Genomic DNA, 15325 nt, shown 5'->3' on the forward strand with positions numbered 1-15325 from the left:
TGCGCGGCACGTTTGATTGCAACTCTCTGATTAAAATACTTATATCTATAGAAATAGGTGAATTTATTCTCAGTGTGAAAAATTATATTAATAAATATAGCGAGAACGCTAAATATTCTCTGTATTTAGCCGATGAGTTAGCGTGGTTTTTGAGTTTTCAACTCGGTGAAATGTGAACGCTAGGGAGAAGTGACCTGTTTCATGGTGTGAATTTTCTGATTCATATCGGTTGATTAGCGATAAAAATCTTTTTAACCATTTTCCTGATTTGGAGTGAGCTATGAAACTTATAAAAAATATTGCCATCAGAACCGCGATGCTGTGGGTGCTGGGCATTTTTTGTGTTCTTTGGGGTGGCGTGTCGATATATACCATGTTCTCTTTTAAAGAGATGACGGCGACCTCGAAAACCAGCACCTTGCTGGTTCAGAACATGAATTTTATCAACCAGGGCAACGATCAATATTTCCGAATGGTAACCCGTCTGGCGCGTGCAGTTGATGCTCGTCGCAGCGGTGATAATGCTACCGCAGATAAAGAGCAGGCTTCTGCACTTGTCGCGTTGGATAAACTGAAATCTGATTTGGTGGCGTTTAATGCTATCGATCATGCGGGTCTGGATGCTGCGCTGGTACAGGCGGTCAGCCGTGACTGGAATAACCTTGTGACTCAGGGCGTTGAACCGCTTTACCAAAAGGCCGTTGCCAACGCGCTGGATGACTACCAAAATCAGGCCAAGAACGTTGTGCCACCATTGAGTCGTCAGTTTGGCGCCTCTCTCTCAGCATTCAGTAACGCCAGCGCAGAGAAATTTGATGCCGCAGGTGTTCGTTTTGAACAAATCACCACGATTGGACAGAACATTTTGCTGAGCGGGTTGATTATCGGCCTGATCATGCTGTTCCTGACCGACCGCTATCTGGTGGTATGTCTGGTTCGTCCGTTAAACGATCTGCGCTATCACTTTAGCGTGATTGCTTCCGGCCACTTGGGCAAACCGATTCTGGACTTTGGTAATAACTGTGTCGGTCGCTTGTTCCCACTGCTGCGTGAAATGCAGGGGAGCTTGGCTAGCACGGTTAGCACGATCAGAAACAGCACGGATTCCATCTATCAGGGGGCTTCTGAGATTGCCGCAGGCAACAACGATCTGTCTTCACGTACCGAAGAGCAGGCTTCCGCGCTGGAAGAAACTGCGGCGAGCATGGAGCAACTGACGGCAACGGTGAAACAGAACGCCGAAAACGCCAACCACGCCAGCCAACTGGCATTACAAGCCTCGACAACGGCGAAGAAGGGCGGTGAAATCGTTGAGAACGTGGTGAAAACCATGGCGGAAATCTCCGGCAGCTCGAGAAAAATCGCAGAGATCACCACTGTGATTAACGGTATTGCGTTCCAGACCAACATTCTGGCGCTGAACGCGGCGGTAGAAGCGGCGCGTGCGGGTGAACAAGGCCGCGGGTTTGCCGTGGTGGCGGGCGAAGTCCGCAGTCTGGCGCAGCGCAGTGCGCAGGCAGCGAAAGAGATTGAAGGGCTGATTTCTGAGTCTGTTCGTTGTGTGGATACCGGCTCTAATCTGGTTAGCGACGCGGGTGACACCATGCAGGATATCGTTCGCGCGGTGACTAACGTGACGGATATCATGGGCGAAATTGCGTCGGCATCGGAAGAACAAAGCAAAGGGATTGCACAGGTTGGTCAGGCCGTGGCAGAAATGGACAGCGTAACGCAGCAAAACGCCGCGTTGGTTGAACAGGCCTCGTCAGCAGCCTTGTCGCTGGAAGAGCAGGCGGCGCTGTTGAACCAGACTGTATCGCTGTTCCAACTGTCCGATACGCAGTCAGGACTGCAAGTGGCGGCAAAACCGGTGCAGAAAACGCCGGCGATTGCCCCGCGTGCAAGCAAGGCGCTACCGCCCAGTAACGACAACTGGGAAAAGTTCTAAGCGTCGTTTTAATCTGAGATAGCGTGTGTAATCTTGGGTGAATGTTCAGGCGGCGTCAGAAATGGCGCCGCACAAGATGTGAATACTTAAGTTATTTATAAATATCAGGTTACGTCAATCAGGATTGCTGTTCGGCCAACTGCGCCAGCAACATCTCTTCAATCAATTCACTGCGGCTAATGTTCCGCTCTTCAGCAAGGCTGTTCAGGATATCGACGGCGTCGCTGTTAATCTTTAATTCAACACGGCGCAACCCACGAACTTTATCGCGACGTAGTTGATTACGCTTGTTGATTCTTAGTTGTTCGTCACGCGTGAGCGGGTTGGTCTTGGGGCGGCCCGGACGACGCTCGTCTGCGAACAGATCCAGTGTGGTGCGATCCGTTTGTTCTTTTGCCATAAGTAATGATACTGCAAGGTATTCGGACCAAAATACACCGCGCTGCCCGTCTTGTTTAAAAGATAAAACCGATGCCTATTCTCATCCTGCTACAGGATTGTCAGGTGGCGGTTTTCTATCTGTGAAACATGTTGGGAGTGATGCGTGCATTTTGATGAAGTGGTTACAATGCTTGTGGCTGAATCAGCCGTCCCTCTACTGCGGGCGCCATCATACCCTAGCCGCACTGGCGGCGACAACGGTTAACTGCCGCCGTTATCATGAATCCGCCAGTGTCAGTGTCGTCTGGTTAATTCGTGTCCAGAAAACGGTGGATAGCGCGCAAAACCGCATCGGGTTTTTCTGAATGAACCCAGTGTCCAGCACCGCTGATCACATGTGCACGCGCTGCCGGGAATTGACGCAATAGCGAATCGCGGTAGGAATCGTCCAGATAGGGAGAATCGCCGCCACGAATGAACAGAATTGGCCCTTGCCAGGCCGGAACCTCTTGCCAGCCAACGATGTTTTCGTACTCATCCCACAGCACTGGCACGTTAAAACGCCACTCTCCCTGTTGGAAGGATTTCAGCAAAAACTGAATTACGCCGTCTTCTTTTATGTGCTGGCGCATGAGTGTTGTCGCTTCTGCGCGTGATGTCACGCCCGCTTCCGTTACGGCACGCAGCGCGGCAAAGATAGTGTCGTGGCGACGCACCTGATAATCCACCGGTGCGATATCAATGGCGACCAGCTTGTCCAAACGTTCGGGAATGAGCGCGCTGAGCGCCATAGCGACTTTTCCGCCCATTGAATGCCCAATAACGATAGCGCGTTCGATGTTCAGTTCATCCAGTAATGCCAGCACATCCTGCGCCATCGCGGGGTAGTTCATCTGCGATGAACGCGGCGACAAACCGTGATTACGTAAATCGATTTGCAGAATGTCATGCGTGTTTTGCAAATCCCGGCCCAATACGCCAAGGTTATCTAATGTACCAAACAGGCCATGAATCAGGACGACAGGGAGCTTATCTGTGGGCTGGTGCGCATTTTGCCAGCGATGATTCAATTTCATGGTGAAGTTCATTCAGAGAGACATGGGCTTAGGGTATCATGACTTTAGAATGAATGTTGTCACTGAAGGGGCAGCAAGGAATGAAAGGCTTTGGGGCATAGTCTGACTTTTGCTATTGTCCCATTATGCCGCTGTTCGATAATGTTTGAACGCCTGTATAATCCTTTTGATTTGAGTCATCTATCCATCGATGTCGGGTTACAGAAAGGAAAATGTCTCTGTAATTTGCATGGTAATGGGTAAAAACAGCACTGGATAAAGATGAAAACTATTGAAGTCGACGAAGAGCTTTATCGTTATATTGCCAGCCACACACAGCATATTGGTGAGAGCGCATCAGATATTTTACGGCGCATGCTGAAATTTACCGCTGGGCAGCCTGTCACAACGCCTGCGGTAGCGGCTGCCGCAACGACGACGACGTCTCAGCCTGCCGCTGCACCGAGCCCGCGCGATCGGGTACGAACCCTGCGTGAGCTGCTGCTGTCGGATGAATACGCTGAACAGAATAAAGCCATCAATCGCTTTATGCTGGTTCTGTCCACGCTGTATACCTTATCGCCGCAGGAATTTGCTGCCGCGACAGAATCTCTTCATGGCCGCACCCGCGTCTATTTCGCGGGCGACCAGCAAACGTTGCTTCAGCATGGCACACACACCAAGCCCAAACATATTCCGGGCACGCCATACTGGGTGATTACCAACACGAATACCGGTCGTAAACGCAGCATGGTTGAGCACATCATGCTGACGATGCAGTTCCCAGCGGAGCTGACAGAAAAAGTGTGCGGCACTATCTAATTATTTATTAACCACTTATCTAACTACACTAACTACAGCGTTAGGGAGAAGCGCCAATGGCTAATCACCCAAGGGCCGGACAGCCTGCCCGGCAGAGCGATTTGATTAATGTGGCACAGTTAACGTCACAATATTATGTGCTGCGCCCGGAAGTCGGCAACACAGCGCACGCGGTGAAATTCGGTACGTCTGGCCATCGCGGTAGCGCGGGGCGTCATAGCTTTAATGAACCGCACATTCTGGCGATTGCGCAGGCGATTGCAGAAGAGCGTAAAAAGCAAGGCATCAGCGGCCCGTGCTATGTCGGTAAAGATACTCACGCGCTCTCCGAGCCGGCGTTTATCTCTGTGCTTGAGGTATTGGCTGCCAACGGCGTGGATGTGATCGTTCAGTTGGATAATGGTTTTACGCCAACGCCTGCGGTGTCTAACGCCATTCTGGTTCACAATCGTCAGGGCGGTGCACTGGCGGACGGCATTGTGATTACGCCGTCCCACAACCCGCCGGAAGATGGCGGGATTAAATATAATCCGCCGAACGGTGGCCCTGCGGATACCAACCTTACTAGCGTCATTGAGACGCGTGCGAACGCGCTGCTGGCGGATGAACTGCGTGACGTGAAGCGCATTACGCTGGATCAGGCATTGAACAGCGGACACGTCCATGAACAGGATCTGGTTCAGGCCTATGTCGAAGGGCTGGCTAGCGTGGTGGACATGGCGGCGATCCAACGCGCCGGTTTGAAGCTGGGCGTCGACCCGCTGGGCGGTTCCGGTATTGCCTACTGGCAGCGTATTGCAGAGCACTACAAGCTGGATCTGACACTGGTGAACGATGCCGTCGATCAGACATTCCGCTTTATGTCGCTGGATCATGACGGTGTGATCCGTATGGATTGCTCGTCAGAATTCGCCATGGCTGGGCTGCTGGCGCTGCGTGACAAATTCGATCTGGCGTTTGCCAACGATCCTGACTATGACCGCCACGGTATTGTCACGCCTTCCGGGCTGATGAACCCGAACCACTATCTGGCGGTAGCGATCAACTATCTGTTCCAGCACCGTCCTCAGTGGGGACAATCTGTTGCTGTCGGCAAAACGCTGGTATCCAGTGCGATGATCGATCGCGTAGTGGCAGATTTGGGTCGTAAGCTGGTAGAAGTGCCGGTTGGCTTCAAATGGTTCGTTGATGGTTTGTATGACGGCAGCTTTGGCTTCGGCGGTGAAGAGAGTGCGGGGGCGTCTTTCCTGCGCTTTGATGGCACGCCGTGGTCGACGGATAAAGACGGCATCATCCTGTGTCTGCTGGCGGCGGAAATTACGGCCGTGACGGGTAAAAACCCGCAGCAGCACTATGATGAGCTGGCACAGCGTTTTGGCGCGCCGAGCTACAACCGTATTCAGGCTTCCGCGACGCATGCGCAAAAAGCGGTGCTGTCCAAGCTGTCACCTGAGCAGGTATCAGCCAGCACGCTGGCGGGCGATCCGATTACTGCACGCCTGACTGCGGCACCGGGTAACGGTGCATCGATTGGTGGCCTGAAAGTGATGACGGAAAACGGCTGGTTTGCTGCGCGTCCTTCCGGCACGGAAGAAGCCTACAAAATCTACTGTGAAAGTTTCCTCGGGGCGGAACACCGCGAGCGAATCGAGAAAGAAGCGGTAGAAATTGTCAGTGCGGTACTCGCAACGGCTAAATAACTGAAAAGGCGCTGCTTGCAGCGCCTTTTTTTATCTTGTACGGACAGAAAACGCAGAACGCCTTTATCCCAACGCGACCAGTAGCGCTCCGACGGAAATCAGCGCCACGCCGGCTCCCGCCATCAGCGAAATTTTTTCTCCCAGCAGTATGACTGCCAGCACGACCGCGAAGACCACGCTGAGCTTATCGATCGGCGCGACCTGTGCGACGTTACCGTTCTTCAACGCCACAAAGTAAAATAGCCACGACAGCGCACCGGCAACACCGCTGAGCACAATGAACAACAGCGCTTTCTTATTGGCGACAATCTCACCGACCAGCGCCAGCTTACCCTGTGCGACCACCACGCCCACCAGGAAAAGTGCCATGATGACGGCACGAATTGCGGTCGCCGTATTGGCGTCCAAATTTTGCAGACCGATCTTGCCAAATATCGCGACCATCGCGGCGCATACAGCAGACAGCAAGGCGTAAATTAACCAACTACTCATGACGGCGTATTCCTGAAGAAAAGACAGGCACGTACTGCGGGAGCGGTTCTCCACGGACGTTGCCTGATACAGGAGGATGATTTTACGGCATAAAACGATAGCCGATAGCGGTTTCAGTCAAGAGATGGCGCGGTCTTGCCGGATCGCTTTCCAGCTTCTGGCGCAGGTGCCCCATATAAATGCGCAGATAATGGCTATGCTCGACGGCGTTCGGCCCCCAAACCTGCGTCAGGAGTTGACGTTGCGTCAGCACTTTGCCGGGGCTGGCGAGCAGCGTTGCCAGCAGGCGAAATTCGATGGGCGTCAGGTGCAGTTCCTGACCGTCGCGATTCACCTGCCGATTAAGTAAATCGACAGTAATATTCCCGAAGCTCACCAGCGGCGTTTCCTGCTGTGTATTGCTATGACGCCGCAGCGCGACGCGCAGTCGTGCCAGCAGTTCGCCGATGCCGAACGGTTTGGTCAGGTAATCATCGGCACCCGCATCCAGCGCGTCTATTTTATCCTGCTCGTCGGTGCGGGCAGACAGCACAATCACGGGCAGGCTGCTCCACTGGCGTAAATCGCGGATGTAGTCGATACCGTTGCCGTCCGGCAGGCCCAAATCGAGAATAATCAGATCGGGCTTACGCGTGGCCGCTTCCAGCAAACCGCGCTGCATCGTTTCTGCGTCGAACACGCGACAGCCTTCGCCTTCCAGCGCTTGACGAACAAAACGACGTATCTCTTTTTCATCCTCAACGATCAGAATAGTGGCCTGCAATGGATTCAGTGCTCCTCAATATCTTCCGGTTCGAGATCCGGCGGTGCCGATAGCGGTAGCGTGAAGTGGAAAGCGGCACCACCGCTTTCCGCATTTGTTGCCCAGATACGGCCACCGTGAATTTCCACAATTGCCCGACAAATTGCCAGTCCCAGCCCCACGCCGGGAATCGACGACTCTTTGTGACCACGGGAAAATTTATCAAAAATCATGTTTTCTTGACTAGGTTCAATCCCCGGGCCATTGTCCTGCACGATGATTTCCAACGCATTCTCCTGCGTACCAGACTGCGAGGCTGTGTTCTCTGCGACAAGGCTGGTGGGAATAACGCTCGCTGAAATCGCGATGGTGGCCTGTTCTCCGGCGTACTTCAGCGCATTCTCCAGCAGGTTAATGAACACGCGTTCCATCAGCCCCGCATCACAATAAACCAGAACCATCTCATCAGGTAGATTAACCTGAATGGTGTTTTTCGCCAGTGCGCTTTCCAACTGTTGCAGGGCACTGCCGATGAGTTCCTCCGGCGTTTGCCACTCTTTGCGCAGGTTAAAGCCGTCCGACTGAATACGCGCCATATCGAGCAAATTATTCACCAGCCGCGTGGTGTTTAAAATGTGCTGGCGAATCTGGTTGGCCTGCTGAGCATAAGGCGACCCTTCGCTTGCCAGATTCAACGTTAGAATCTCGGCCTGACCAAACAGGACGGTCAGCGGCGTGCGGAGGTCGTGCGAGAGCGCGGCCAGCAGCGAGTTACGCAACTGCTCACGCTCGGCATCCAGACGGGCATTTTCCGTACTTTGCATCAGATGCAGACGCTCCAACGCATTGGCGATCAGCACGGCAAAGGTTTCCAGCAGGCGCTGCTGTTCGGGGATCATCAACTGGCGGGCGTTATTGGGCTCGATCGCTAACACGCCGAAGATTTGCTGCGTGGTGGCGAGCGGCAGGATCTGATACGACACGCCGGGCAGGGTAGACGTTCCTGCTCCGGCCGGTGCGCGATGATCGAAGCTCCAGCGGGCGATAGCACGATCGACAATCAACTGCTGACCGTCCCGCGCGGGCTGTGCGAGTTCAGGCGAGGTATGATGCAGGCTATCGGCGAGCAGAACTGCGATTCTGGCCTGAAACGTCGTGCTGAGAAAATGCTGGCTGGCTTCGACAATATCGGCGCTGGACAGGCTGCGGTTCAGCGCCTTGGACATCTCATACAGATGGCGGACTCGCTGCTCGCGATAGCGGGCGACTCTTGCCTGATAGCGCACGCCAGCGGTCAGATTACCAACCAGCAGGCCGACGCCAAGCATCACAGCAAAGGTGACCAGATATTGCGCATCCGACACGGCGAACGTGCCGCGCGGTAGAATAAAGAAGAGATCAAAACTGGCGACGTTGATGACGGCGGCGAACACCGACGGCCAGCGGCCAAAGAAAAGCGCGACGATCACCACGGCCAGCAGATAAATCATCACCAGATTGACCGGCTCCAGCATGGCGAACGGCGACCATGACGCGAGCAGGGTGATAAAGGCGCACAGCAGCGTGGCGAGCCCGCAGCCAAACAGCTGCATACGCCATTTTTCTACTATCCCGCGGGCATCAGGCGTTTTAATCGGTGTGGCTGGCGCGTCATCCTGCACGGCCACCACGACCAGATCGAGATCCGGCCCCAGTCGGCCGAGCCGTTCGGCAAAGCGTGTGCGCCACCACCAGCCGAAGCGCTGCTCTACGTGGCGGCCAATAACGATCTTGCCGAGGTTGTGCTCGCGCGCATAGCGCAGGACGGCAAGTTCTTCGTCGGGTTCAGATAGCGTAACGGTTTCTGCCCCTAAATCCTGTGCCAGCTTGAGCGCCCGCAAGATGGCGCGTCGCTGGGGTTCAGGCAAACGGTGCAGACGCGGCGTTTCGACGTAAACGGCGTGCCAGGCGCTGCCCAACCGTGCCGCCAGCCGCGCAGCCGTACGCACCAGTTTTTCATTACCCGTGCCGTGGCCGATGCATAACAGAATGGCATCGCGCGTATGCCAGACCTGTTCGCGTCCTTTTCCTGCACGCATGGCACGCATTTGATCGTCAACCCGATCCGCCATGCGCCGCAGCGCCAGCTCACGCAGGGCGATCAAATTACCTTTACGAAAAAAATTCTCGACGGCGCGCTCGGCCTGTAGCGGCAGATACACTTTGCCCTCATTCAGGCGCTGTCGCAGATCGTCCGGCGGCAAGTCCACCAAAATCACTTCGCTGGCCTGATCGAAGATTGGGTCCGGTACGGTTTCCCGTACCCGAATTCCCGTGACGCCGCCGACCACATCATTCAGGCTTTCCAGATGCTGAACGTTCACTGTCGTAAAGACGTCGATACCGGCATCGAGCAGTTCCTGCACATCCTGCCAGCGTTTTGGGTGGCGAGAGCCGTTGACGTTACTGTGCGCCAGTTCGTCGATCAGAATCAGCGCCGGACAGCGCGCCAGCGCCGCATCCAGATCGAATTCGACAGTATGGCGACCGTGGTGGCGAAAATGCCTGAGCGGCAGCAGCGGTAAGCCATCCAGCAGCGCAGCGGTTTCGCTACGGCCGTGGGTTTCGACCACGCCGACAAGGATATCCAATCCTTGAGCGCGTAGCCGCTGGGCTTCCTGCAACATGGCATAGGTTTTCCCGACGCCCGCGCAGGCGCCAAAAAAGATCTTCAGCTTGCCGCGCGGTGGCGCACCGACCTGAGCCAGCAGGCTATCGGGATCCGGGCGACGATCTTCACCGTCAATCATGTTCTATCCCTTATTAGCGCGGCCTGAACGGTGGTCAGGCCGCAGCAAAGACGGCGGGGAGTCTGGCTCCCCGTATATACCCTAAATAATTCGAGCTGCATGAAGGCGGCAACTGCGCGAATCCCCAGGAGCTTACACAAGTAAGTGACTGGGGTGAGTAAGGGCAGCCAACGCACAAGCAGCTTGAAGTATGACGGGTATGATGATTAATAGTAACGCACTGCCGATTAAGGCAGGGGTTTTTCCTTATCCAGTGCCAGATTCAGCAACAGGACATTGACCACCGGCTGCCCAATGAACGCGGGCTTACTCGTTTCGGTAAAGCGATCGATCAGTTGCTGCACCTGTTGGAGCGACATTCCTCTGGCCTGCGCGATGTAGAGCGCCTGATAGCGCGCGGCTTCTGGGGAAATCTGCGGATCCAGACCGCTGCCGGATGCCGTCAACAGTTCAACAGGTACCGGCTGCTGATTGCCAACCGCCTGATGCCAGTGAGCGGCGCGTTCGCCGATCTGTTTGTCCAGCGCCGGATTGCTGGCGGTCAGATTGCTACCGCCGGACGCCAGCGCGTTATAAGGCGCATCTGATGTGGCGGACGGACGCCCCTGAAAATAGCCCGCCCGACTGAATGACTGCCCGATCAGGGATGACCCCACGGCGGTATTCTCACGGTAAATCAGCGATCCGTTTGCCTGTGTTGGGAACAGCCACTGTGCCAGCACCGTTGTCAGTAGCGGGTAGGCCAGACCGGTAACCAGCAGCAATAATAAGAATAAAAACAAAGAAGAACGTAAATAGCGCATAGCGTATACCCGTCAGTCCTTAAGCCAGATTCAGCCCAGTCAGCAACATATCAATCAGCTTGATACCGAGGAACGGTACCAGCAGCCCGCCAAGACCATAAATCCACAGATTGCGGCTTAACTGCGCCGCGGCGCTCATAGGTCGATAGCGAATCCCTTTGAGCGCCAGCGGGATCAGAAACACGATAATCAGCGCATTGAAGATCACCGCCGACAGCATGGCCGAGGTGGGGGAATGCAGCTGCATCACGTTGAGCGCATTGAGCTGCGGATAGGTGGCAGCAAAAGCCGCCGGGATAATGGCGAAATACTTCGCCACGTCGTTGGCGATACTAAACGTGGTCAGCGAGCCGCGTGTCATCAGCATCTGCTTACCGATGTGCACGACTTCGATCAGCTTGGTTGGATTGGAGTCCAAATCAACCATGTTGCCCGCTTCCTTTGCTGCCTGCGTGCCGGAGTTCATGGCCACCGCCACATCGGCCTGTGCCAGCGCGGGAGCATCGTTAGTGCCGTCACCGGTCATCGCCACCAGCCGCCCTTCGGCCTGATACTGGCGAATCAGTGCCAACTTGGTTTCCGGTGTCGCTTCCGCCAGAAAATCATCGACGCCAGCTTCTGCGGCAATCGCTGCTGCCGTGAGCGGGTTGTCGCCGGTGATCATCACGGTTTTGATCCCCATACTGCGCAGTTCGGCAAAGCGCTCTTTGATGCCGCTTTTCACGATATCTTTCAGTTCCACCACGCCAAGCACGCGCTTGCCTTCTGCAACGACCAGCGGCGTCCCTCCGCTGCGTGCGACGTTGGAGACCGCTTCTTCGACCTGATGCGGGAAGTCGCCGTTGTTCGCTTCAATGTAGCGGCGCAGGGCATCGACAGCACCTTTACGAATGGTACGCTGACCAACATTGACGCCGCTCATGCGTGTCTGGGCCGTAAAGGGGACAAAAGTCGCGTCCAGCGACGTTAAGTCTTGTTCGGCCAGATTAAAGCGCTGCTTCGCCAGTACCACGATACTGCGGCCTTCGGGCGTTTCATCGGCTAAGGAGGCAAGACGCGCAGCGTCAGCCAGCGCCTGTTCGGTCACACCCGGTGCGGGCAGGAAAGCCGAAGCCTGACGGTTGCCCAGCGTAATGGTGCCGGTTTTATCCAGTAGCAGAACGTCAATATCGCCCGCCGCTTCGACGGCCCGCCCGCTGGTGGCAATCACGTTAGCCCCCAGCATCCGGCTCATCCCAGCCACGCCGATAGCCGACAGCAGGCCGCCGATGGTGGTGGGGATCAGACAGACGAGCAAGGCGACAAGCACGGTCACGCCGACAACATCGCCGCTGTGATTCGCCTGTACGCCGAACCAGGAGAACGGATAGAGCGTGGCAGTGACCAGCAGGAAAATCAGCGTCAGCTCGATCAGCAGAATGGTCAGTGCGATCTCGTTCGGCGTTTTCCGACGCTGCGCCCCTTCGACCATGGCAATCATCCGGTCGAGGAAGGTTTCGCCGGGATTGACGCTGCACTGAATCACCAGCCAGTCGGACAGCACGCGTGTGCCGCCGGTGACGGAGGCGAAATCGCCGCCGGACTCACGGATTACCGGCGCGGATTCTCCGGTGATGGCGCTTTCATCGACGGACGCGCCGCCTTCCAGCACCTCACCGTCGCACGGAATGGTTTCACCCGCGCTCACCAGCACGATATCGCCCTTGCGCAGGCTGTCGGCTGGCACCGATTCCGAGCTGGCATCGTGATGTGGCGCGGTGAGCTTGTTAGCCCAACTGGTTTTCTTAACGCCTTTCAGCGCATTTGCCTGCGCCTTACTGCGACCTTCCGCCAGCGCTTCGGCCATGTTGGCGAACAGCACGGTAAACCACAGCCAGAGTGATACCAGTCCGGTAAACACGGCGTTCCCTTCCGTTTTGCCGGCAAGAATCGCCAGCCAGACGAGGGTGGTCAGCATACTGCCGAGATACACCACGAACATGACCGGATTACGCCACTGTACGCGCGGGTCGAGTTTCTTCAGCGCATCTTTCAGCGCAGAATGGATTAACGCTCTGTCAAACAGCGCTTGCTGTTTACGTTTGCCAACGTGGCGGGAAGCCTCGCCCTGCTGGGCAGAGGTCGGTTCCTGTGTTGCCTGATGATTCATCGTGTGACGAGTCATAAAAAGTCTCCAGCCTTAGTGAGTCAGGCCGAACTGTAAATGTTCAGCGACTGGCCCTAACGCCAGTGCAGGGATAAACGTCAGTGCGCCAATCAGCAGGACGATAGCGATGAGCATGCCGATAAACAGCGGACTACGAGTAGACAATGAGCCTTTGCTTTCCGGCTGGCGCTTTTTCACGACCAGCGAACCGGCGATAGCCAGCACGGGCACCATGACGGCAAAGCGGCCCAGCAGCATGGCGACAGCGAGCAGAACGTTATAGAACGGCGTGTTGACGCTCAGACCGGCAAACGCGCTGCCGTTGTTATTCGCAGCGGAGGACACGGCATAGAGCACTTCGCTAAAGCCGTGCGCGCCGGGGTTCAGAATGCCGCTGCGTCCGGCTTCCGTACTCAGCGCCAGCGCCGTACCGAGCAGTACCAGTGCGGGCGGAATAAGAATCGCCAGCGCCGTCATCTTCATCTCGTAGACTTCGATCTTTTTGCCCAGATATTCCGGCGAGCGACCAATCATCAGGCCGGCAATAAAGACGGTCAGAAGCACGAACAGCAGCATGCCGTACAGGCCAGAACCGACACCGCCGAACACCACTTCGCCAATCTGCATCAGCCACATGGGAACCATGCCGCCGAGGGCGGTGAAAGAATCGTGCATCGCGTTTACCGCGCCCGTCGAGGTAGCCGTGGTGACAACCGCATACAGGCTGGACGTCAGAACGCCAAAACGCGTCTCTTTACCTTCCAGATTCGCGGCGCTGTCCGCGCCTAGTGCCAGCAGATGCGGGTTACCGTTGACCTCCATTTTCATCACCACGGCAGCGGCGACGATAAAGATCAGCGCCATCGCCCACAGCAGCGCGTGGCCCTGACGCTTATCGCTGACGGCTTTACCAAAGGCAAAGCACAGCGCAGTAGGGATCAACAGGATCGCCAGCATTTGCACGATGTTGCTCAGCGCGGTCGGGTTTTCAAACGGGTGCGCCGAGTTGGCACCAAAGAAGCCGCCACCGTTGGTGCCGAGCAGTTTAATCGCTTCCTGTGAGGCAACCGGCCCCATCGGCAGCGTTTGGGCTGCGCCATCCAGCGTGGTCAAATGCTGATAAGGCAGCAGATTCTGCAACACGCCCTGACTGACAAAAAACAGCGCTAGCAGCAGGGACAGCGGCAGCAGCACATACAGCGTGATGCGAAACAGATCGAGCCACGCGTTGCCCAGCGTGTCGACGCAGCGGCGGGAAAACGCGCGGATTAACGCGAAAGCAACGGCGATGCCGCTGGCAGCGGACAGGAAATTTTGTACCGTTAGGCCAACCATCTGGCTCAGGTAGCTCAGCGTGTTTTCACCGCTGTAAGCCTGCCAGTTGGTGTTGGTGACAAAGCTGATTGCCGTGTTTAACGCCAAATGCCACGACAGCCCCGGCATATTTTCTGGGTTAAGCGGCAGAATCCCCTGCGCCATTAACAGGACAAACAGGACGGCAATGCCGATCAGGTTAAGCGTCAGAATAGCCGCCGCATACTGTTGCCAGCGCATCTCCGACGTATCGAAAGCGAAAAGGCGCGCCGTTCCCGCTTCAAACTTTTGCAGGAGCGCACCCGTTTCGCCCTCAATCAGACGGGCCAGTCCGCTGCCCAGCGGCTGGGCTACGATCAGCACGGTAAGCAGCAGACCAAAGATCAGTAGAAAAGCGTCAGCGGCCATCAGAATTCCTCCGCCTTTAACAAGGCATAAACCAGATAGACCAGTAACAGCAGCACGAACAGGCCGCCTAAGACGATGCTAAGCGTCACAACACACCTCCAGAACAAAATAGACAGCGTCAGGGTAGGAAAATGCAGGAAAAGAAGGTGCAAATTTCCCGTCTGTGGGCGTAAAAAAAGTATAAAAATGGGCTGAAAAGTAGACGATGGAAGCGGTAATGGCACTACGGTGCCAACAACATCGTTTGCGGTGGGAAGGTGGTATCAAGAGAAAGGGATAAAGTGATCCAATCTAAAACCATAAATTAACTAATGGTGAGTTTATTTTTAACGTTGTTGTAACTTAATAACGTGATGATGAAAAAAACTGGCGATTATTTCATCTTTTACTGGTCAGATGAGTAGTAAACTTTCAGAAAAGGCGGTAAAATTTTAACCAATGTCACAGTTCTTATTTTATCGTTATGAAAAGCGCCGCTGAGCGAGGGTGCTTATCCCAGAGGAGGATCGTTATGTCGCTTTATACTACTTATCCCTTGCACCGTATTCTCCTGCGTCGCGCTGCCGTGGTTGCCATCGGCGTGCTGGCGTTACCGGTGATGCTGTTCCGTCGCGATCGGGCGCGTTTTTACAGCTATTTACACCGCGTCTGGCTGAAAACCAGCGATAAACCCGTGTGGATGGCGCAGTCCGAAGCCGCCGCCTGCGATTTTTATTAAGAATACC

The 15325-nt window shown here is 55.3% G+C and carries 13 protein-coding genes; 4 read left to right on the top strand and 9 right to left on the bottom strand.

Going from position 1 to position 15325, the window contains the following annotated elements:
* Nucleotides 1–280 precede the first annotated feature (280 nt).
* Nucleotides 281–1948, top strand: a complete 1668-nt coding sequence (locus tag ACIPUG_RS16765; protein ID WP_039466636.1) for a methyl-accepting chemotaxis protein — start codon at nt 281–283, stop codon at nt 1946–1948.
* A 118-nt stretch (nt 1949–2066) separates the two neighbouring features.
* Here ACIPUG_RS16765 and ybfE read toward each other — a convergent pair whose 3' ends face one another.
* Nucleotides 2067–2348 (bottom strand): LexA regulated protein, encoded by a 282-nt coding sequence (gene ybfE / locus ACIPUG_RS16770; RefSeq protein WP_010285457.1) that lies wholly within the window; start codon nt 2346–2348, stop codon nt 2067–2069.
* Nucleotides 2349–2637: 289 nt separating this feature from the next.
* The gene (gene ybfF, locus ACIPUG_RS16775; RefSeq protein WP_039503997.1) at nt 2638–3405 is read right to left on the bottom strand and encodes an esterase; all 768 of its coding nucleotides are present in this window, start codon (nt 3403–3405) and stop codon (nt 2638–2640) included.
* A gap of 261 nt (nt 3406–3666) precedes the next feature.
* On the opposite strand from ybfF, the gene seqA reads away from it, so the two are divergent.
* Nucleotides 3667–4206, top strand: coding sequence for a replication initiation negative regulator SeqA (gene seqA, locus ACIPUG_RS16780; RefSeq protein WP_039466630.1), 540 nt, complete (start codon nt 3667–3669; stop codon nt 4204–4206).
* A 56-nt stretch (nt 4207–4262) separates the two neighbouring features.
* Nucleotides 4263–5906, top strand: coding sequence for a phosphoglucomutase (alpha-D-glucose-1,6-bisphosphate-dependent) (pgm, locus tag ACIPUG_RS16785; protein WP_014914652.1), 1644 nt, complete (start codon nt 4263–4265; stop codon nt 5904–5906).
* A 63-nt stretch (nt 5907–5969) separates the two neighbouring features.
* Here pgm and ACIPUG_RS16790 read toward each other — a convergent pair whose 3' ends face one another.
* The 7 genes from ACIPUG_RS16790 to kdpF all read right to left on the bottom strand — a co-directional run bounded on the left by ACIPUG_RS16790 (nt 5970) and on the right by kdpF (nt 14689).
* Nucleotides 5970–6398 carry an EamA family transporter gene (locus ACIPUG_RS16790; RefSeq protein WP_010284963.1) on the bottom strand — a complete coding sequence of 143 codons (429 nt, stop codon included), beginning with the start codon at nt 6396–6398 and terminating at the stop codon, nt 5970–5972.
* An 82-nt stretch (nt 6399–6480) separates the two neighbouring features.
* The gene (gene kdpE / locus ACIPUG_RS16795; protein WP_010309408.1) at nt 6481–7161 is read right to left on the bottom strand and encodes a two-component system response regulator KdpE; all 681 of its coding nucleotides are present in this window, start codon (nt 7159–7161) and stop codon (nt 6481–6483) included.
* A gap of 5 nt (nt 7162–7166) precedes the next feature.
* Nucleotides 7167–9929: a two-component system sensor histidine kinase KdpD gene (gene kdpD, locus ACIPUG_RS16800; RefSeq protein WP_400339346.1), complete on the bottom strand. Its 2763-nt coding sequence runs from the start codon at nt 9927–9929 to the stop codon at nt 7167–7169.
* A gap of 227 nt (nt 9930–10156) precedes the next feature.
* A complete protein-coding gene (gene kdpC / locus ACIPUG_RS16805; RefSeq protein ID WP_400339348.1) occupies nt 10157–10732 on the bottom strand; it encodes a potassium-transporting ATPase subunit KdpC in 576 nt (191 codons plus the stop codon).
* A gap of 19 nt (nt 10733–10751) precedes the next feature.
* Complete coding sequence (gene kdpB / locus ACIPUG_RS16810; protein WP_400339351.1) at nt 10752–12896, bottom strand: potassium-transporting ATPase subunit KdpB; 2145 nt, start codon at nt 12894–12896, stop codon at nt 10752–10754.
* Nucleotides 12897–12911: 15 nt separating this feature from the next.
* Nucleotides 12912–14600, bottom strand: coding sequence for a potassium-transporting ATPase subunit KdpA (gene kdpA, locus ACIPUG_RS16815; RefSeq protein ID WP_400339353.1), 1689 nt, complete (start codon nt 14598–14600; stop codon nt 12912–12914).
* Nucleotides 14600–14689, bottom strand: a complete 90-nt coding sequence (gene kdpF / locus ACIPUG_RS16820; RefSeq protein WP_119871642.1) for a K(+)-transporting ATPase subunit F — start codon at nt 14687–14689, stop codon at nt 14600–14602. Before kdpF ends, kdpA begins: the two co-directional genes overlap by 1 nt.
* 422 nt (nt 14690–15111) lie before the next feature.
* Here kdpF and ACIPUG_RS16825 point away from each other — a divergent pair, with 422 nt between their 5' ends.
* Complete coding sequence (locus ACIPUG_RS16825) at nt 15112–15318, top strand: YbfA family protein (RefSeq protein ID WP_010299142.1); 207 nt, start codon at nt 15112–15114, stop codon at nt 15316–15318.
* Nucleotides 15319–15325: the final 7 nt, after the last annotated feature.

Origin of the sequence: Pectobacterium sp. CHL-2024 (assembly GCF_044751765.1) — a bacterium.
In the GTDB taxonomy this organism is placed as follows: domain Bacteria; phylum Pseudomonadota; class Gammaproteobacteria; order Enterobacterales; family Enterobacteriaceae; genus Pectobacterium; species Pectobacterium brasiliense.